Origin of the sequence: Microbispora sp. CA-135349, from assembly GCF_050947365.1 — a bacterium.
Lineage (GTDB): Bacteria > Actinomycetota > Actinomycetes > Streptosporangiales > Streptosporangiaceae > Microbispora.
Genome location: NZ_CP192001.1, coordinates 6,495,032 through 6,514,702, shown reverse-complemented (window position 1 = coordinate 6,514,702; position 19,671 = coordinate 6,495,032). Strand labels below are relative to the sequence as shown.

At 70.1% G+C, this 19,671-nt stretch carries 13 protein-coding genes; 8 read left to right on the top strand and 5 right to left on the bottom strand.

The features are described from left to right. Nucleotides 1-8: 8 nt before the first annotated feature. Nucleotides 9-1,265, top strand: a complete 1,257-nt coding sequence (locus tag ACQPZZ_RS29860) for a class I SAM-dependent methyltransferase (RefSeq protein ID WP_363643239.1) — start codon at nt 9-11, stop codon at nt 1,263-1,265. Between the two features lie 6 nt (nt 1,266-1,271). Here the strand turns inward: ACQPZZ_RS29860 and ACQPZZ_RS29855 are convergent, their stop codons facing one another. Continuing rightward, on the bottom strand, nt 1,272-2,798 hold the full coding sequence (locus tag ACQPZZ_RS29855; RefSeq protein WP_432924542.1) for a long-chain-fatty-acid--CoA ligase: 1,527 nt from the start codon (nt 2,796-2,798) through the stop codon (nt 1,272-1,274). Between the two features lie 150 nt (nt 2,799-2,948). Between ACQPZZ_RS29855 and ACQPZZ_RS29850 the strand changes: the two genes are divergently transcribed. The 3 genes from ACQPZZ_RS29850 to ACQPZZ_RS29840 all read left to right on the top strand — a co-directional run bounded on the left by ACQPZZ_RS29850 (nt 2,949) and on the right by ACQPZZ_RS29840 (nt 6,311). Beyond that, nucleotides 2,949-4,268 carry a cytochrome P450 gene (locus ACQPZZ_RS29850; RefSeq protein ID WP_432924540.1) on the top strand — a complete coding sequence of 440 codons (1,320 nt, stop codon included), beginning with the start codon at nt 2,949-2,951 and terminating at the stop codon, nt 4,266-4,268. Nucleotides 4,269-4,343: 75 nt separating this feature from the next. Beyond that, nucleotides 4,344-5,000, top strand: a complete 657-nt coding sequence (locus tag ACQPZZ_RS29845; protein ID WP_432924538.1) for an RNA-guided endonuclease InsQ/TnpB family protein — start codon at nt 4,344-4,346, stop codon at nt 4,998-5,000. Between the two features lie 24 nt (nt 5,001-5,024). Continuing rightward, a complete protein-coding gene (locus tag ACQPZZ_RS29840) occupies nt 5,025-6,311 on the top strand; it encodes a cytochrome P450 (protein ID WP_432924536.1) in 1,287 nt (428 codons plus the stop codon). Between the two features lie 10 nt (nt 6,312-6,321). Here ACQPZZ_RS29840 and ACQPZZ_RS29835 read toward each other — a convergent pair whose 3' ends face one another. Next, a complete protein-coding gene (locus tag ACQPZZ_RS29835; RefSeq protein WP_432924534.1) occupies nt 6,322-6,948 on the bottom strand; it encodes a helix-turn-helix transcriptional regulator in 627 nt (208 codons plus the stop codon). 187 nt (nt 6,949-7,135) lie between these two features. Between ACQPZZ_RS29835 and ACQPZZ_RS29830 the strand changes: the two genes are divergently transcribed. Continuing rightward, the gene (locus ACQPZZ_RS29830; RefSeq protein WP_432924532.1) at nt 7,136-7,804 is read left to right on the top strand and encodes a hypothetical protein; all 669 of its coding nucleotides are present in this window, start codon (nt 7,136-7,138) and stop codon (nt 7,802-7,804) included. Nucleotides 7,805-7,877: 73 nt separating this feature from the next. On the opposite strand, the gene ACQPZZ_RS29825 is transcribed toward ACQPZZ_RS29830, so the two are convergent. Next, nucleotides 7,878-9,560: a hypothetical protein gene (locus tag ACQPZZ_RS29825; RefSeq protein WP_432924530.1), complete on the bottom strand. Its 1,683-nt coding sequence runs from the start codon at nt 9,558-9,560 to the stop codon at nt 7,878-7,880. A gap of 311 nt (nt 9,561-9,871) precedes the next feature. Here ACQPZZ_RS29825 and leuS point away from each other — a divergent pair, with 311 nt between their 5' ends. From leuS to ACQPZZ_RS29810, 3 genes are all read left to right on the top strand, one after another. Then, nucleotides 9,872-12,334, top strand: a complete 2,463-nt coding sequence (gene leuS / locus ACQPZZ_RS29820; protein WP_363643223.1) for a leucine--tRNA ligase — start codon at nt 9,872-9,874, stop codon at nt 12,332-12,334. A 43-nt stretch (nt 12,335-12,377) separates the two neighbouring features. Beyond that, entirely contained in the window at nt 12,378-15,548 is a 3,171-nt protein-coding gene (locus ACQPZZ_RS29815) for a S41 family peptidase (RefSeq protein ID WP_432924527.1), read from the top strand. Nucleotides 15,549-15,732: 184 nt separating this feature from the next. Next, nucleotides 15,733-17,388 carry a cellulase family glycosylhydrolase gene (locus ACQPZZ_RS29810; protein WP_432924525.1) on the top strand — a complete coding sequence of 552 codons (1,656 nt, stop codon included), beginning with the start codon at nt 15,733-15,735 and terminating at the stop codon, nt 17,386-17,388. A gap of 33 nt (nt 17,389-17,421) precedes the next feature. Here the strand turns inward: ACQPZZ_RS29810 and ACQPZZ_RS29805 are convergent, their stop codons facing one another. Next, nucleotides 17,422-18,531 (bottom strand): MalY/PatB family protein, encoded by a 1,110-nt coding sequence (locus tag ACQPZZ_RS29805; RefSeq protein ID WP_432924523.1) that lies wholly within the window; start codon nt 18,529-18,531, stop codon nt 17,422-17,424. Nucleotides 18,532-18,617: 86 nt separating this feature from the next. Next, nucleotides 18,618-19,334: a transcriptional repressor LexA gene (gene lexA, locus ACQPZZ_RS29800; protein WP_363643396.1), complete on the bottom strand. Its 717-nt coding sequence runs from the start codon at nt 19,332-19,334 to the stop codon at nt 18,618-18,620. Nucleotides 19,335-19,671 lie beyond the last annotated feature (337 nt).

The following is a 19,671-nucleotide window of genomic DNA, read 5'->3' as shown; positions in this document are numbered from 1 at the left end:
GAGGTGCAATGACTCTTGCGAAGATCTTCGAGAAGATCGTCGGTCCTGACGCGGGCGTCGAGTTCGTCGCCTACGACGGCAGCAAGGCCGGAACGTCGGGGGCGGACGTCCGCATCGAGGTGAAGTCGCCGGTGGCGGTGGCCTACCTCGCGCAGGCGCCGGGAGAGCTCGGCCTCGCCCGCGCGTACATCACCGGGCACATCGATGTGCACGGGGACATGTACACCCTGCTCGACCGGATGTGGTCGCTGACGCTCAACGACCTGCCGCTCAGCGAGAAGGTCGCCGCGGTCCGCTCGCTCGGGATCAAGCCGCTGCTGATGCGTGTGCCGCCGCCGCCGCAGGAGGCGCGGCAGAGCACGCTGGCCAAGCTGGGCAGCCGGCATGCCAAGCAGCGCGACGCCGAGGTGATCCACCACCACTACGACGTCTCCAACCGCTTCTACGAGTGGGTGCTCGGCCCCTCCATGGCGTACACCTGCGCGGTCTTCCCGCGGCCGGACGCGACGCTGGAGGAGGCGCAGTACACGAAGTTCGACCTGGTCGCCAAGAAGCTCGACCTCAAGCCGGGCATGCGGCTGCTCGACGTCGGCTGCGGCTGGGGCGGCATGGTCATGCACGCGGCCAAGGAGTACGGCGTGAAGGGCCTCGGCGTCACGCTGTCGCGCCAGCAGGCCGAGTGGGCGCAGAAGGCCATCGCGGAGGCCGGGCTGTCGGAGCTCGCCGAGGTCCGCTACATGGACTACCGCGACGTCGCGGAGACCGGGTTCGACCGGGTCAGCTCGATCGGCCTCACCGAGCACATCGGCAAGGACAACCTGCCGTCGTACTTCTCCTTCCTGTACGGCAAGCTCAAGCCGGGCGGGCGCCTGCTCAACCACTGCATCACCCGCCCGACCAGCACGGAGAAGACCCTCAACAAGGGCGGCTTCATCAACCGCTACGTCTTCCCCGACGGCGAGCTGGAGTCGGTGGGCTACCTGATCCGCCAGATGGAGGACACCGGTTTCGAGGTCCGCCACGAGGAGAACCTGCGCGAGCACTACGCGCTGACGCTGCGCGAGTGGTGCAAGAACCTCGACGACCACTGGGACGAGGCGGTCGAGGAGGTCGGCCAGGGCACCGCGCGGGTCTGGCGGCTCTACATGGCCGGCTGCGTCGTCGGCTTCGAGCGCAACAAGGTGCAGCTCCACCAGGTGCTCGGCGTCCGGCTCGACGAGGGACAGTCGCACGTTCCGCTGCGCCCGTCCCTCGACTGGCCGTGAGCGGCCCTACCGCAGCTCGCGCTTGAGGATCTTGCCGGTGGCGGTCATCGGCAGGGACTCGCGGAACTCCACGATCCGCGGGTACTTGTAGGCCGCCATCGTCTCCCGGCACCACGCCACCAGTTCCTCCTCGGTGGTCGTGGCGCCGGGCTTGCGGATGACGTACGCCTTGACCTCCTCGCCGTGGGAGTCGTGGGGCACCCCGACGACCGCGGCGAGCGAGACCGCCGGGTGGGTCATGAGGACCTCCTCGATCTCCCGGGGATACACGTTGAACCCACCCCGGATGATCATGTCCTTGGCCCGGTCGACGATGAAGTAGTAGCCGTCCTCGTCCCGCCGGGCCATGTCACCGGTGCGGAACCAGCCGTCCTTCATCACCTCGGCGGTGGCCTCGGGCCGGTTGTAGTAGCCCTTCATGATGTTGTGGCCACGGACGGCGATCTCGCCGATGTCGTCGGCCGTGTTCCAGACGGCGTCCACCAGCTTCATCTCGACGCCCCAGATCGGCGTGCCGATCGAGCCGGCCTTCGCGGGCCTGCCCGGCTGGTTGAACGAGGCCACGGGCGAGGTTTCCGACAGGCCGTAGCCCTCCAGGATGTCCACGCCGAACGTCGCGCTGAAGTCCTTGAGCACCTCGACCGGCAGCGCCGAGCCACCGGAGACCGCCGTGACCAGCGAGGACGGCACCTCGGCAGCCCCGGCGTGCACGGCGGTGAGCATGGCCCAGTACATCGTCGGCACTCCCGCGAACAACGTGACCTGCTCGCGCTTCATCAGCGCGAGGGCCTCGGCGGGCTCGAAGCGCGGCAGCAGCACGAGCGCGCCGCTGCGCCGGAACCCGGCGTTCATCAGCACCGTCTGGCCGAAGGAGTGGAACAGCGGCAGTGCGACGAGATAGGTGTTGTCCGCCTGCCGGGGGAACATCTCGTCGCTGACGACGGCGTTCATGACCATGTTCTGGTGGGTGAGCTCGGCGCCCTTCGGCTGGCCGGTGGTGCCGCTGGTGTAGAGGATCACCGCCGTGTCGTCGGCGGAGGTCTGCACGGTCTCGAACTCGCCGGACACCCCGTCGAGGGCCGCCCACAGCGTCTCGCCGAGCTCGGACTCGGTGGCGAACGGCGTGGCCGGCAGCACGATGAAGTGCTCCGCGCGCTCGGCCTCGGCGAAGCCGGCCCTGCCCCGCTCGCCGAGCGGCAGCTCGGGCGTGCCCTCGAAGCAGAAGAAGGCCTTGGCGTCGGAGTCGTTCAGGTGGTAGGCGATCTCCCGCGACTGCAGCAGCACGTTCAGCGGGACGACGGTCGCGCCCGCCTTGAGGATTCCGTAGTAGACGAACGGGAAGTACGGCAGGTTGGGGCAGGCCAGCGCCACCTTGTCCCCCCTGCCGACGCCGCGCGCGACGAGCAGGTTGGCGATCTGGTTGGCGATGGTGTTCACGAGCGAGTACGGCAGGCGCATGTCGCCGAAGACGACCGCGGTGGCGTCGGGCTTCTCCCGTGCGCTGTCATCCAGCACGACGGCCAGGTTGAGCATCTGCCGCTCCCTCTTCCATTGGACCGATCAGGTCCATACCAACCGGTAGGTACCTCAGCGTAACGGCTGGGGCGGCGGATGTTGAGGGTGCGGTGACAAGGGCGTTCCCGACTCTTGACGATGCGGTGCCCCCGCACGAGAGTGGGCGGCATGGACACGGCTGTCGACCTGTCCCACATCCCGTTCTGGGGGCTGCCCCAGGCCGAGCGGCACGAGGCGTTCCGCCGCCTGCGCGCGCTCGACCGCCCCGTCTTCTTCCGTGAGAACAAGATCCCCTTCATCGGCCACGGCCCGGGCTACTACGCGCTGGTGCGGCACGCCGACGTGACCGAGGCGAGCCGGAACGCCGCGGTTTTCAGCAGCGAGCCGACGGCCAACAGCATCAACGACATGCCGCGCTGGCTGGCCGTCTACTTCGGCTCGATGATCAACATGGACGATCCCCGGCACGCCCGCCTGCGGCGGATCGTCTCGCGGGCGTTCACCCCGCGGATCCTGGCGAAGATGGAGGAGGACCTGGCCCGGGCCGCCCGGGAGATCGTCGACCGGGCTGTGCGGGAAGGGCCCGGCGACTTCGTCACCCAGATCGCCGCCCGATTACCCGTACGGGTGATCTGCGACATGATGGGCATCCCGGCGGAACATCACGACCGGGTGCTGCGCCGTACGAACACGGTCCTGGCCAACGCCGACTCCGAGTATTCGGGCGTCAGCGTCGACCCGTCCAGTCCGGACGGCTCCTTCGGCCGCTGGAGCACCGCCCGCGGGCTGGCGGCGCTGCTGCGAGCCGGGCACGACCTGAACACGCTGGCCCGCCGCCTGGCCGGAGAGCGCCGCCGGCGGCCCACCGGTGACCTGACCAGCATGCTCGTGCACGGTGAGGAGCGCCTCACCGCCCAGGAGCTCGGCTCGTTCTTCATCCTGCTCGTCGTCGCCGGGAGCGAGACCACGCGCAACGCCGTCGCGCACGGGCTCAAACTGCTCACCGACCACCCCGACCAGCGCGCGCTGCTGCTGGAGGACTTCGACGGGCGCGTCGCGGGCGCCGTCGAGGAGATCGTCCGCTACTGCACCCCCGTCATCCAGTTCCGGCGCACCGTAACGCGTGATCACACGATGAACGGCCAGGACTACCGTGCGGGCGACAAGGTTCTGCTGTTCTACAACTCCGCGAACCGGGATGAGGCCGTCTTCTCTGATCCCGACGTCTTCGACATCACCCGGAGTCCCAACCCGCACGTCGGCTTCGGCGGCCCCGGTCCCCACTACTGCCTGGGCGCCCACCTCGCCCGCCGGGAGATCACGGTGATGTTCCGGGAGCTGTTCGACCGCATGCCCGCCATCCGCTCCGTGGGCGAGCCGTCGTACCTGCTGTCCAACTTCATCAACGGCGTCAAGCACATGAGCTACCGGATTCGTCCGCAGTGCTCCGGCCTTCAGGCCGGGGGTGAAGCGGACTGTCCCGCGTAGCGGGGCAGGGAAAGCCGGTTCGCCGTCAGGCGGATCGGCGTCTTAGCGGATCAGACGGGACGGTTGTGGTGCTCGGTGTACTGGCGCAGGACGCTGATCGGTGCGCCGCCCACGCTCCCGGCGAACCGCCTGGTGGTGGCCCGCCAGCACGCGAAGGTCACTGACGCGCGCCGACAGTTCCACCACCAGCTGTCCACGCAGATCATCCGTGAGAACCAAACGGTGATCGTGGAAGACCTGGCCGTGGCGGGGCCGGCGCGCACCCGGTTGGCCAAGAGCGTGCATGACGCGGGCTGGTCGCAGTTCGTGACCATGCTGGAATACAAGGCCGTGCTGTACGGGCGGTTCTTCCACCGGATCGACCGGTGGTTTCCCTCCTCCAAGCGGTGCTCACAGTGCGGGACCGTCCAACAGTCCATGCCGCTGAACGTCCGGGAGTGGACCTGCCCCTGCGGGGCGGTCCACGACCGGGACGTCAACGCGGCGAAGAACATCCTGGCCGCTGGACGGGCGGACAGGCTCAACGCCTGTGGAGCGCGGGTAAGACCAGGCCCCGGCCTGGCACAGCGCGAGAAGCAGGAAGCATCAGAGGTGCCGCATGATGCGGCACGGGCTGAATCCCCGGCCTTCAGGCCGGGGAGCGCGTCAATGAGCGCCGTGGCGGGCCCACCGCCGGGCCCACTGCCGATGAGCCCGTCACTGTGGCAGACTGACGGCCGAATGTGGTTCTAGTCACTCGGAAGGGCCGGCCTCTTCATGACGACACCGCCGACGGAGCCCGTGGGGCGTACGCCCATCACCTCGGCCGCGGACATCGACCTCAACGACTGGAACTTCTGGGGCCTCCCGGACGAGGATCGCGAGCGCGCGTTCCGGCTGCTGCGCGACCTGGACACGCCCGCCTTCTTCCCCGAGCCGGAGTTCACCTTCGCGGGCACTCCCCAGGGCCCGGGCTACCACGCGCTCGTCCGGCACGCCGACATCCTGGAGGCCAGCCGCAACCCGGAGGTCTTCTGCTCGGGCGACGGCGGGGCCACCAACATCCCGGACCTCCCGGCGGAGTTCGCCGAGTATTTCGGCTCGATGATCAACATGGACGACCCGCGGCACGCGCGCCTGCGGCGGATCGTCTCGCGCGCCTTCACGCCACGGATGATCAAGCAGTTCGAGTCCGACGTGGACGCCGCCGCCTCGCGCATCGTGGACGAGCTGCTGGAGACCGGCCCCGGCTGCGACTTCGTCACCGAGGTGGCCGCGAAGCTGCCTTTGAAGATCATCTGCGACATGATGGGCATCCCGGCGAAGGACTACCAGTTCGTCTTCGACCGCTCGAACATCGTCCTCGGCGCCACCGACCCGGAGTACGTCAGCGACCGTGAGGACATCGCGCACGCGCTGCTCACCGCGGGGATGGAGCTGCAGCAACTCGTGCAGGACCTGGCCGCGCTGCGGATGGACACGCCGACCGACGACCTCACCTCGTCGCTGGTCAACGCCAACATCGACGGGGAGCAACTGACCGCCCAGGAGCTCGGTTCGTTCTTCATCCTGCTCGTCGTGGCCGGCAACGAGACCACCCGCAACGCCATCTCGCACGGCCTGCGCCTCCTCACGCTCAACCCGGATCAGCGACGGCTGTGGCTGGAGGACTTCGAGGGCCGGGCGCCGCGCGCGATCGAAGAGATCGTCCGGCTGGCCGCGCCGGTCAACTACATGCGCCGCAAGGTCACCCGCGACCACGAGATGAACGGCAACCTCTACCGCGAGGGCGAGAAGGTCCTGCTGTACTACTGGGCGGCCAACCGCGACGAGCGGGTCTTCGACGACCCGCTGCGCTTCGACATCCTGCGCGACCCCAATCCGCACGTCGGCTTCGGCGGCCCGGGTCCGCACTTCTGCCTGGGCGCCCATCTGGCCCGCCGGGAGATCACCGCGATGTTCCGCGAGCTGCTGCGGCGGGTCCCGCAGATCGAGGCGGGCGAGCCGGAGCGCCTGCTGTCCAGCTTCATCAACGGCATCAAGCACATGACCTGCGAGTTCTGAACCGGCCGGATCAAGGACAACGAGGCTTGAGGTAGGCGGGGTCGACCCACCCGCTCCTCCCGTCCGTCGTGGACACGTGCCGGTAGCGGCCGGCGTCGTCGCCACCGCCCGCGTCGGTCAGGGCGAGGCCGTGCGGGAGCTGCACGAGCGGCTCCCCGTAGCGGTCGCGCAGCCACAGGTCCCGCGCGGCCACCTCGTACCGGCCGCAGCCGGCGTCCGCCTGCGAGGCGGAGGGGGAGGCCGCGGCGTCGCCGCTCGTCAGCACGGTGCGGACCTGGAGCACGAGCGCGAGTGCGATCACCGACGCTCCGACGCCGAAGGCGGCGGCCCACGGCACCCGCGGTCCGGTGCGGCGCCGCCGTCCTGTCTCGCCGGCGGACGTAAGGGCCGCTGCGGTCTCCAGGTCGATTCCTGGTGCGGGATCGTTCGCCGGCTCCATGCCGGAGGCCGGTGCGAGGACCCGGCGGATGACCGCCAATTCCTCCGTTTTAAACGCGCGGCGGCCCATTTCGCACCGTGAGAGCGTCGGTGTCGACATTCGCACTCCTTGTCGGCTGACCTCCTTCGCGAGCTCCCGCTGCGTCATGCCCGCCGCCTCCCGTGCTCGCCGGACCTCGTCGCCCGCTGTCTCCTCCACGTGTTTTCACCCCTGCTGTTTCCGGTTTCACGCGCACGTTTCCGCTGGTGGGCGCGTTTTCTGGATTTCATCGATTTCAGCAGTGAAAATACCTGTCGCAGCTGATCGTGACGTACATAATCGCATCGGTCCGGTTCCTTGCGGGCTAATGACCCGCATTCCGTCACGCCATACGAAAGGCTTCCACGTGAGACCTGCTTTCGCAGTCAAGACTCCGGTGACGCTCGCGCTGGCGGCGGTGATCTGCGTGCCCACCGCGGCGAACGCCGCCACGAGCGCCAGGAGCGATGCGCGAGCCGTCGCCCGCACGGCGACGGCGGCGCAGACGAAGCTGTTCGTCCGCTACGCCGCCGCCACCACCTGCACGGTCTATCTCAACTACCCCAAGCCCGGAGTCGTCGCGAACACGACCTTCACCATCCCCGCCGGGCGCCACCTCATCTGGCGGTACAACGTTGACGGCGAATGGGCCCTCGTCTCGGATCCCGGACGTGCCCACGACGCCTTCCCCTGGTGGGGCTTCACCCGGCGTGACTGCATCGGCCGCTCGGTCCCGCAGCTGGACTATCCGGCGGGCCAGCCGGCGCCGGACAGGGTTCAGGAGGGCCGGAGCAACGTCTCGCCGTCGGGATGGCGCCCCGTCGGCTTCACCCTGCCCCCGGCACGCATCGTCGAGCAGCGCAGGCTTGTGACTCGCAACGCCACCCTGCGCGACGAGGCCAACTTCGTCATCGGCAACGTTCTGCCGGGCTGGCACGTCCACGTCAGCGACAAGAGCCGGTCGCAGGGCCACTGGGTCTACGTGTTCGTGCCCAACGCCCAGCGGTGGGGATACATGGAAGCGGCGGCCCTGTAAGGGGCTGGGAGCGCATCCGCCGAGCCGGTGCGCGGGTCCGCCCGCGCACCGGCGTCGCGTCGCCGGTTCCCTCTCAGCGGATCGGCTTGATCGACCGGAAGACCGTGTTGATGTCGGCGAGCAGATCGCTCTTCGGCTGAGGCACGGCCATGTAGACGATCGTGGGCAGGTCGGCGCCGGTGTTCACGGCCGCGATCACGACCGTGGTGCTCGCGCCGCCGGCCGTCACCTTGTATGCGGTCAGCAGACCGGTCAGGCCGTTGCGGGCCAGGCGCTGCTGGGCGGTCCTGGTGGCCTTGTTGTCCTTGGGGAACTGGGTCTGCCGCGCCCGGTACATCACCGCGTTGACGACAGGGCCCAGGTTGTCGGGCGTGGTGTACTTCGCGGCCAGCGACGGGGCCAGTGTGCCCGACATCACCAGGGCGAACTCGCTCTTGCCGTCCGCGGTCGTACCGGCCTGCACGTACTGCCTGCTGGTGAAGCCGTACGTCGCCTTGATCTGGGCCGGGTTCGCGTCCGCCTGCCAGGGGCCGCCGAGCTTGGGCAGCGTGATCCGGCCGGCGGCGTCGGTGAGCACGCCGTTCACGGGGGAGGCCGTGCCCTTGTAGACGGGCAGCCGTGTGGCCTGCGCCTGAGGCTTGGCCGTGACGCCGGGCTTGGCGGGGGAGGGCTTCGCGGACGTCGCCGCCTCGGCCGTGTCGCCGGAGCTGAGCGGCCCGGCGGCGAACGCCCACACGAGCACCCCGACGAGCGCGGCGACGGCCGAGGCCACCAGTGCGTACAGCCAGACCGGCCGGCCGGGCTCCTCCTCGTACTCGTCGATGGCCTGATAGTTCTCCCCGAACACCGTGTTCCACAGCTCCTGCTGCCGGTGCGCGGGAGGCGTCTTCGGCCCGCTGATCTGTCCCGCCGTCACGAACGGCCGATACGGATCCTCCGGCTGAGAAGGCGGTGGCGGCGCCGTGGAGGCGGGCGGGGCGGACTCGGCGTACGAGCGAACCGAGGGGGTGAACGGCGACGAGGGCTGTGAGCGGTCCTGGCCGCCCGGGAACGTGACCCCGTGCGGGCCGGGCTGTCCCTGGTTCGGGCCGTGGCTCTGGCCGTGGCTCTGGTTCTGGCTCTGATCGGGGCCGGCGGGGCCCGGCCTGCCGTACACCGGGGCGGGGCCGCCGAAGGGCGCGGGGCCGCCGCTCTGCGCGGGGCCGCCGAAACTCTCCCTGCTCCCGAAACCCTGCCGGCCGCCGAAACTCCCAGGCCCGCCGAAGCCCTCTGCGCCGCCGAAGTTCTCTGTGCCACCGAAATTCTCCGGGCCACCGAAATTCTCCGGGCCACCGAACTTCTCCGGCCCGCCGGAGGAAGGAGCGGAGCCGGGCCGGTCGGGCTCGCCGAAGGCGGGGGCGGGCTGCCGCGCGGCCGCGCCGGGCAGTGGACCCGCCATGGTCGCGGTGGCGTCCGCGGGCTGCTGCGGCGCCCCCTCGACGAAGGAGCGCACGGTGGGGGTGAACGAGGAGGGCGGAGGCATCTCGGGCCAGGCCGGCGGGATCTCCGGCCACGCCGGTTCCCGCTGGTGTTCGCTGCGGTCCGTGGGCACGGCACCTCCCGAGATCATGCCCGAATTGGGGGTGCCTGGCATGATCTCATGCGAGCCGGGGGCTGCCGCAGCGAAACCACGGAATGCCTCGCGGAACTGCTCGCCCGTGGGGTCGGTGGGCGGGTCCTGCATCGGGAGATCCGCGGGCGGGAATGAGTTGGCCACGGCAGCACAGTAGGGGAATGGACATAAGAGCCCACAACGGATCTATCACCATCGGATATCGCACTCTGACAGGCGAGGTCAGCCTGGCAGGGGCACACGAGCGAACGGTGACGCACTTGCCGTCTGCGCTACGCTTGACAGGCGTGCCGCCACCCTGCTGCGCGGGCAGTCGCGTCACGAACGGGACGCGATAGCGCGGGCTGCCCCTCCCTTCCGGGCCACAGGCGGGCCAGGAGCGGGGTGCGGCGGGGGTGATGCCCCGGGCGGGCGCCTTCATTTGTGTGATTCCAGCCGCCTGGCGAGGAGTGGAAGTGGACGAGCCGGTGTACGACCCGCAGGCGCTGCAGGCCAAGTGGCTGCCGCGGTGGGAGGAGCTGAACCCCTTCGCGGCGGTCGAGGACCTCGCGGACACCAGGCCGCGCAAGTACATGCTCGACATGTTCCCCTACCCCTCGGGCGACCTCCACATGGGGCACGGCGAGGTCTTCGCGATCGGCGACGTCATCGCGCGCTACTGGTTCCAGAAGGGCTACAACGTCCTGCACCCCATCGGGTGGGACTCCTTCGGCCTGCCCGCGGAGAACGCGGCCATCAAGCGCAACGCCCACCCCGCCGAGTGGACGTACAAGAACATCGACACCCAGGCGAACTCGTTCAAGCGGTACGCCATCGCCTTCGACTGGTCGCGGCGCCTGCACACCAGCGACCCGGAGTACTTCCACTGGAACCAGTGGCTGTTCACCCGCTTCTACGAGCGGGGCCTGGCCTACCGCAAGGGCGGCCTGGTCAACTGGTGCCCGCAGGACCAGACCGTGCTCGCCAACGAGCAGGTCGTGGCGGGCAAGTGCGAGCGCTGCGGCGCCGACGTCGTCCGCCGCGAGCTGACGCAGTGGTACTTCAAGATCACTGACTACGCCGACCGGCTGCTCGACGACATGGCGCAGATCGAGGGCGGCTGGCCCGAGCGGATTCTCACCATGCAGCGCAACTGGATCGGCCGCTCCACCGGAGCCGACGTCCGGTTCCGCATCGAGGGCCGCGACGAGCCGGTCACCGTCTACACCACCCGCCCCGACACGCTGTACGGCGCGACGTTCTTCGTCGTGGCGGCCGACGCGCCGCTGGCGGAGGAGATCGTCGCCCCCGGGCAGGCGGAGGCGCTGGCCGCCTACCGCGCCGAGGTCGCCAAGCTCTCCGACATCGAGCGGCTGTCCACCGAGAAGGAGAAGACCGGCGTCTTCCTCGGCACGTACGCGATCAACCCGGTCAACGGGGAGCGCATCCCGGTCTGGGCGGCCGACTACGTGCTGTCCGACTACGGTCATGGCGCGATCATGGCGGTGCCCGCGCACGACCAGCGCGACCTCGACTTCGCGCGGAAGTTCGGCCTGCCGGTGAAGGTCGTCGTCCACACCGGCCTGGCCGACCCGGGCGAGACCGGCGTCGCCACCCCCGGCGAGGGCACGCTGGTCAACTCCGGTCCGCTGGACGGGCTGACCAAGACCGAGGCGATCCAGAAGATCATCGAGGTGCTGGAGGAGCGGGGCACCGGCAAGGCCGCGGTGAACTACCGCCTGCGCGACTGGCTGCTGTCGCGGCAGCGGTTCTGGGGCACCCCGATCCCGATCATCCACTGCATGGACTGCGGCGAGGTCCCGGTGCCGGACGACCAGCTCCCGGTCACGCTGCCCGACCTGCGCGGCGCGGCCCTGCAGCCGAAGGGCGTCTCGCCGCTGGCCGGTGCCACGGACTGGGTCAACGTCTCCTGCCCCAAGTGCGGCGGGCCCGCCCAGCGGGACACCGACACGATGGACACGTTCGTCGACTCGTCGTGGTACTTCCTGCGTTACTGCGACCCGCACTACACCGACGGGCCGTTCGACGTCGAGAAGGTCCGCACGTGGGGCCCGATCGACCAGTACATCGGAGGCCAGGAGCACGCGGTGCTCCACCTGCTGTACACGCGGTTCTTCACCAAGGTCCTGCACGACATGGGCATGCTGGACTTCACCGAGCCGTTCCTGCGCCTGCTCAACCAGGGCCAGGTCATCAACCAGGGCAAGGCGATGTCGAAGTCCCTCGGCAACGGTGTGGACCTCGGCCAGCAGATCGACAACTACGGCGTGGACGCCGTCCGGCTCACGATGATTTTCGCCGGGCCGCCGGAGGACGACATCGACTGGGCCGACGTCTCGCCGGCCGCGTCGCAGAAGTTCCTCGCCCGCGCGTTCCGCGTGATGGCCGAGGCCGGCGCGGCGTCCGCCCCGGGGATCGACTTCTCCGGCGGTGACGTCGAGCTGCGCAAGGTCACCCACCGGACCATCGACGAGGTGACCAAGCTCGTCGAGGGCTACCGGTTCAACGTCGCGGTGGCCCGCATGATGGAGCTGACCTCGGCCGCCCGCCGGGCGATCGACGCCGGTCCCGGTGCGGCCGACCCGGCCGTCCGCGAGGCCGCCGAGACCTTGGCGATCATGCTCTCGCTGGTCGCGCCGTACGCCGCGGAGGAGGGCTGGGAACGGCTCGGGCACGCGCCGTCGGTCGCGAAGGCCGGCTGGCCCGTGGCCGACCCGGCGCTGCTGGTCCAGGAGTCGGTCACGGCCGTGGTGCAGGTGGCGGGCAAGCTCCGCGACCGGCTGGAGGTCTCCCCGGACATCTCCGAGGCCGACCTGCAGGCACTGGCCCTGGCATCGGACAAGGTCCGGCCCTATCTGGACGGCGAGCCGCGCAAGGTGATCGTGCGCGCGCCCAAGCTCGTCAACATCGTCCCCTAACGGGTGACCCCGGCTCCGCCGTCGTTCGGCATAGGGTGCGCATGTGGCGAATGGTGCGTACCTGAGATTCCCCCACCTGAACGGTGACCTCCTCGCCTTCGTGGCGGACGACGACGTCTGGCTGGCGCCCACGGGCGGCGGCAGGGCCTGGCGGTTCACGGCCGACCGGGTGCCGGTCTCCCACCCCCGGTTCTCTCCCGACGGCACACGCGTCGCGTGGACGAGCACCCGCGAGGGCGATCCCGAGGTGTTCGCCGCCGATCTGGACGGCGGGGAGGGCGAGCGGCTCACGCACTGGGGCAACGGCATGACGGGCGTGCGCGGCTGGACCGAGGACGGGAACGTGCTGGCCGTCACCGCCGCGGGCCACGGCTCGCGCTCCCGGCAGTGGGCGCACGCGGTCCCGCTGGACGGCGGCCCGGCGGCGGCCCTGCCGTACGGCAGGGTCAGCGAGGCCGCGGTCAGCGGACCCAGGGTGGCGACGGTCTCCGCGGTATGGCGCGAGCCGTCGCAGTGGAAGCGATACCGCGGCGGCACCGCGGCCAAGATCTGGGTGGACGCCACGGGCGACGGCGAGTTCACCCGTCTGTTCGCCGACAACCCCGCGCAGCACTGGTCGGTCATGTGGGTGGGGGAGCGACTGGCCTTCCTCGCGGACACCGACGGCGACGGCAACCTCTACTCCTGCCTGCCCGACGGCTCGGACCTGCGGCAGCACACCGCACACCGCGGCTTCTACGCACGTCATGCCGCGTCCGACGGCTCCCGCGTCGTCTACAGCTTCGGCGGCGACCTGTGGCTGCTGGAGAGCCTGGACGCCGAGCCGTACAAGCTGGACATCACGGTGAGCGGGCCGCGCCCGGCCAGAGCCAGGCGGCCGGCGCCCAACAGGGTCGGCGGCTTCGCGCCCGACCGCACCGGGCGGGCCAGCGTGGTCGAGATCCGCGGCACCGCCCACTGGCTGACCCACCGCGACGGCCCCGCGGGCGTGCTGCGCGCCGAGCCCGGCGTCCGGGTACGGCTGCCGCGGCCCCTCGACAACGTCGGCCGGGCCGTCTGGGTGTCGGACGCCTCGGGCGAGGACGCGCTGGAGATCGGCACGCCCGGAGGTGACATCCGCACGCTCGCCGCGGGTCAACTCGGCAGGGTGCTCGACCTCGCCGCCGCGCCGGACGGCGAGCACGTCGCGGTCGCCACCCACGACGGGCGGTTGCTGGTGGTCGACCTCGAGTCCGGGAACGTCCGCGAGGTGGACCGCACCACCCACGGCGACGTGCAGCACCTGACGTTCTCGCCGGACTCGGCCTGGCTCGCGTGGGCGCATGCCTATCAGCCCTGGCGCTGCCACATCAAGCTGGCCCGCGTGGACGGCAGCACCGTGATCGAGGCGACCCCGCCGCGTTTCAACGACTACAGCCCGACCTTCACCAAGGACGGCAAGCACCTGGCCTTCCTGTCGGACCGCACGTTCGATCCGGTCTACGACAGGCACGTCTTCGACCTGTCCTTCCCCGCCAGTTGCCGGCCGTACCTGGTGCCGCTCAAGGCCACCACGCCCTCGCCGTTCGATCCCTCGCTCGCCGGCCGCGGCTTCAACGGAGAGGACGAGGCCGGCTCCGGAGCCAAGAACGGGAAGAACGACGCCAAGAACGACGGCACGCCCGGCCCGCCGCCGGTGACCGAGGTGGACGCCGACGGGCTGGCGGCGCGGATCGTGCCCGTGCCGGTGCCCGCCGGCACCTACTCAACCCTGCGTGCCGCCAAGGACGGCCTGCTGTGGCTTCGTCACCCGCTCACGGGCGAGCTCGGCGACGGCAGCGAGTCCGGCGAGCCGGTCCTCGAACGCTACGACCTGGTCAGGCGCAAGGTCGGCGAGCTGGACGGGGAGTTCGAATTCTTCGAGGTGAGCGGCGACGGCACGCGCCTGGTGGCCGTCGGCGGGAACGGCCTGCATACGCGCTCCACCGGGGAGGACGACGAGATCGTCACCATCGACCTGGAGCGGGTGTCCGTGACCGTCGACCCGGTCGCCGAGTGGCGGCAGGCCTACAACGAGGCCGGGCGGCTGATGCGCGACCACTTCTGGCGGGCCGACATGAACGGCGTGGACTGGCCGGAGACGCTCGCCCGCTACGCCCCCCTCGTGGAGCGGTTGGGCGCCTACTCCGAGCTGATCGACCTGCTCTGGGAGGTCCAGGGTGAGCTGGCCACCTCCCACGCCTACGCGCGGCCGAACGGCGCCGGCCGGGATCCCAAGCGGCGCCAGGGCCTGCTCGGCGCGGATCTCGCCCGGGACGAGAGCGGGGTGTGGCGCGTCAGCCGCATCCTGCCCGGGGAGTCCTCCGACCACGAGGCCCGCTCGCCGCTGCTCGCCCCCGGCGTCGCCGTCCGGGAGGGCGACGCGATCGTCTCCGTGGGCGGGCGCCCGGTCGACCCGGTCCGCGGGCCGCTGGCGCTGCTGTCCGGTACGGCGGAGCGGCCCGTGGAGCTGACCGTCCAGCCCGGCTCCGGAGGCGAGACCCGCCGGGTCGTCGTCACACCCGTCGCCGACGAGACGCGCCTGCGGTACCACGACTGGGTGACCGGACGGCGGGCGTTCGTGCGTGAGGCGTCGGGCGGGCGGCTCGGCTACCTGCACGTGCCGGACATGATGTCCACCGGATGGGCGCAGTTCCACCGGGATCTGCGCGCCGAGATGGACTTCGACGGGCTCGTCGTGGACGTGCGCGACAACGGCGGCGGCCATGTCTCCGAGCTGGTGCTGGAGAAGCTGCAGCGGCGGGTGACCGGGTGGTCGCTGGCCCGTGGGTACGAGCCGCAGCGCTACCCGGAGGACTCGCCCCGCGGGCCCGTCGTGGCCGTCACCGACGAGTTCGCCGGGTCGGACGGGGACATCGTCAGCGCCGGGATCAAGAACCGCGGCATCGGACCGCTCGTGGGCACGCGGACCTGGGGCGGCGTGATCGGCATCGACTCGCGGTACTCCCTGGTGGACGGGACCGTCGTCACCCAGCCGCGGTACTCGTTCTGGCTGGAGGGCGAGGGGTGGGGCGTCGAGAACCACGGCGTCGACCCGGACGTCGAGGTCGTCATGACCCCGCAGGACCTGGTCGCCGGGCGGGATCCGCAGCTGGCGCGGGCGGTGGAGCTGGCCCTGGCGGCGCTGGAGGAGCGGCCTGCGGCGACTCCGCCGGAGGTGCCGCCGCTGCGGTGACCCCGGGAACGTTGACGATCGGCCAGCCTACCGGACAAAATTACGCTCGAGCCACAAACAAGTCATAGAGAAGTAGGCGTGCGGTCAGGGCATGCCGCGACCACCACCGCTCCGGCGGTGGTCTGGGGTGCGCGCCTGACCGTATGGCTCACCGTCGGCGTGCGCCCCGCGTGGGAGGCACGTCTTGTACAGACGAATTCTCGGCGGGCTGGCGACCGCCGCCGCGATGGCGGCGACCGTTCTCGTCGTCACCGGTACGCCGGCGAACGCCGCCGGCACGGGCACCGGCTACCTGCACACCAGCGGGAACAAGATCGTCGACAGCACCGGCGCCACGGTCCGGCTGACCGGCATCAACTGGTTCGGCATGGAGACCGACAACAAGACCTTCCACGGGCTGTGGGCGAACAACCCGTGGAAGAGCCAGCTCGACCTCATGGCGAACCTGGGCTACAACACCATCCGGGTGCCGTTCTCCGACGACGCGCTGAAGCCGGGCGCCCAGGCGACCAGTGTCAACACCTACTCCAACCCCGACCTGATCGGCCTGTCGCCGCTGCAGATCCTCGACAAGATCGTGGACTACGCGGGCCAGAAGGGCATGCGCATCATCCTCGACCGGCACCGGCCGACCAGCGCGGGCCAGACGGCGCTCTGGTACACCTCCGGCGTCCCCGAGTCGACCTGGATCAACAACTGGAAATCGCTGGCCCAGCACTACGCCGGCAACACCACCGTCATCGGCGCCGACCTGCACAACGAGCCGCACGCGGACGGCACCAACCCGAACGCGACCGGCTCCTGCTGGGGCTGCGGCGACGAGTCGCGTGACTGGCGCCTGGCGGCCGAGCGGGCGGGCAACGCGATCCTGTCCGTGCAGCCCAACTGGCTGATCTTCGTGGAGGGCGTGAGCTGCCCGAGCGGCGGCCTGTCCAACGTCTGGGACAACGACACCAGCAACGACGAGGACTGCGGCTGGTGGGGCGGCAACCTCACCAAGGCCGGCCAGTTCCCCGTGCGGCTCAACGTGGCCAACCGGCTCGTCTACTCGCCGCACGAGTACGCCACGTCGGTCTTCCACCAGAACTGGTTCGACGACCCGAACTACCCGGCCAACATGCCGGCCATCTGGGACAAGTACTGGGGCTACCTGTACAAGCAGAACATCGCGCCGATCATGGTCGGCGAGTTCGGCACCACGCTGGCCAGCAACATCGACAAGGTCTGGCTCCAGGAACTCATGAAGTACATGGGCACCGGAGTGAACGGCATGTCGTTCACCTACTGGTCGTGGAACCCCAACTCGGGTGACACGGGCGGCATCCTGAAGGACGACTGGGCCACGGTCGACCAGGCCAAGCAGAGCATCATCTCGCCGTACCTCATCCCGCCGGTGGGCGGCAACCCGCCGGTGTCGCCCTCGCCGCAGGTCTCGCCGAGCGTCTCGCCGTCCGCGTCTCCCTCGGCGTCTCCCTCCGCGTCCCCCTCGGTGTCGCCTCCGGTGTCTCCGTCGGCGTCGCCGTCGTCTCCGGGTGGCAAGACCTGCACCGCCACGTACAAGGTCGCCAACCAGTACCCCGGCGGCTTCCAGGGTGAGGTCACGGTGAAGGCCGGTTCCTCGGCCATCTCGGGCTGGACCGTGAACTGGGCCTTCCCGAACGGCCAGAGCGTCAGCCAGCTCTGGAACGGCACGCTCAGCGCGAGCGGTTCCAACGTCACCGTGACGAACCTGTCCTACAACGGCGCCCTGGGCGCCGGGGCTTCGACGACGTTCGGATTCAACGGCAGCTGGTCGGGCAGCAACGGCGTTCCCTCGCCGGTGAGCTGCACCGCTAGCTGAACAGTGAGCCGAACGGCGAGCTGATCGGGCGCGTCACGACAGTGCGGCGGCGATCCTGGACAGGATCTCCTCCAGGATCGCCGCCGAGGTCGCGAAGTTGAGGCGGGCGAAGGTGTCGCCGCCTCCGTAGTTGGGGCCCGGGTTGAGCTTGACCCGGGCCTCCCGCTCGAGGAAGGCCGCCGCGTCGGGCACGCCGAAGTCGAGCCACGCGAGATAGGTGGCTTCCGGCATGCGGTATCCGACGGACGGGAGCCGCTCGGCGATGCGCCTGCGGTTGCGGTCCAGGATCGCCAGCACCTCCTCCAGCCACGCGTCGCCGTGCCGCCAGGCGGCCACCGTGGCCTCCACCCCGAGGACGCTGGGCGCGCCGTAGATGTGGGCGGGCTGGCGGCCCAGCGCGTCCCTGGCGTCCCTCGCGCCGATGTGGGCCACCGAGCAGTGCAGGCCGCCCATGTTGAAGGCCTTGCTGGCGGAGGTCAGCGTGACCGTGCGCTCGGGAAGGATCGTGGCGAACGGGATGTGCCGGGCCGGAGCGTACGTCAGGTCGGCGTGGATCTCGTCGGAGATCACCAGCGTGCCGTACTGGTCGGCGTACGCGGCGACGGCGTCGAGCTCCGCACGGGTGAACGAGCGGCCGGAGGGGTTCTGCGGATTCACCAGCAGGAGCACCCGGACGGGCTCGCCGGGGACCTCGAACCTGCCGTCGGCCGTCAGCGGCATCGGCACCAGGCGGCGGCCCATCCCGGTGATCGTGACGAGGAAGGGATCGTAGGCCGGCACGTGCAGCGCCACCGCGTCGCCGGGTTCGGTCATGACGTGCAGCAGCACCTGGAGGGCCTGGTTGAGGTCCGTGTAGGACCGCACGTGTGCCGGGTCGGCCCGCCAGCCGTACCGCGCCTCCATGCGCTCGGCGAACGCCTCCGCCAGAGGGCCGGCGGTCGGCTGGTCCAGCCATGCGGGATAGCCGAGATCCGTGGCGGCGCGTCGCGCGATGGCCTCGGTCACCGCCCCGGGCACGGGGAAGTCCATGTCGGCGACCCAGGCGGGAATGACGCCGGCCTCGGCGTGCGCCCATTTGATTCCGTCGCGGGTGCGGGCCGCATCCAGGGACAGCGCATCCAGGGACAGCGAATCGAATCTCATTCGACTCACCCTAATTGTCGCTTAGTGACCGCCGGAAAGGCGGCGTCGCGCCCCGCGGCGCGTCGAATCGCGGGGCGCCGGTGCTGCTACAGCTTCCGCAGAACGGCCGTGACCTTGCCGAGCACGGTCGCCTCGTCGCCGGGGATCGGCTCGTAGTTGGGGTTGTGCGGCACCAGCCACACGTGCCCGTCCTTGCGCTTGAAGGTCTTCACGGTGGCCTCGCCGTCGATCATCGCGGCCACGATGTCGCCGTTGTCGGCGACCGGCTGCTGCCGCACCACGACCCAGTCGCCGTCGGCGATGGCGGCCTCGATCATGGAGTCGCCGGAGACCTGGAGCAGGAACAGCGTGCCCTCGCCCACCAGCTGCTTGGGCAGCGCGAAAACGTCCTCGATGCTCTGCTCGGCGAGGATGGGACCACCGGCGGCGATGCGGCCGACCAGCGGCACGTACGCGGCCGTGGGCCGGGTGAACCCGGCCTCCTCCTCGGGGGTGGCGTCCGGATCGACCCACAGCACCGGCTCTCCCGGCAGCCGGACCTCCAGTGCCCTGGGGCGGTGCGGGTCGCGCCGGAGGTAACCCTTACGCTGGAGCGCCGTGAGCTGGTGCGACACGCTGGAGGTGCTCGTCAGCTGGACCGCTTCCCCGATCTCCCGCATGGACGGCGGGTAGCCGCGCTGCTGGACCGAGTCGCGGATCACCTCGAGGATCTTCCGCTGCCTCGGGGTGAGGCCAAGCGAGTCGCGCCTGCGAACCGCGAGGTCGCTGACGCCATCCGCTTGCTCACTTCGGTCACTCACGATGCCACCTCTCAATCCGTGTTCCCCATGTCGCACAGAGCGACCGTACCGCGATTCAAGATCACCGTCAAACAATTGTTCGATATCCAGCGAAATCACCGATCTCGCCGTTCATCTCATCGTACGGGAGTTCGATCGATCCCGTGTTCGATTCAGCCGATCTTCTGTGGCGTCTGTACGCCCAGGTCAGACGCCGTGCATAAAACGGCGGGGAATGGTGCGTAAAGGGCCTATTGCGCGACGCGTGGGGCAGGTGGTGCGGCGGTGACGGGAGCGGCGACACGCGCACCGAGCAGGCACTTCCCGGCCCAGGGCCGGTTCGACTTGCGTTCAAGGTCGG

Excerpts from the sequence above, each read along its gene's own strand:
- ACQPZZ_RS29860 (WP_363643239.1), top strand. The coding sequence starts at position 9 with ATGACTCTTGCGAAGATCTTCGAGAAGATCGTCGGTCCTGACGCGGGC.
- ACQPZZ_RS29855 (WP_432924542.1), bottom strand. The coding sequence starts at position 2,798 with ATGCTCAACCTGGCCGTCGTGCTGGATGACAGCGCACGGGAGAAGCCC.
- ACQPZZ_RS29850 (WP_432924540.1), top strand. The coding sequence starts at position 2,949 with ATGGACACGGCTGTCGACCTGTCCCACATCCCGTTCTGGGGGCTGCCC.
- ACQPZZ_RS29840 (WP_432924536.1), top strand. The coding sequence starts at position 5,025 with ATGACGACACCGCCGACGGAGCCCGTGGGGCGTACGCCCATCACCTCG.
- ACQPZZ_RS29805 (WP_432924523.1), bottom strand. The coding sequence starts at position 18,531 with ATGAGATTCGATTCGCTGTCCCTGGATGCGCTGTCCCTGGATGCGGCC.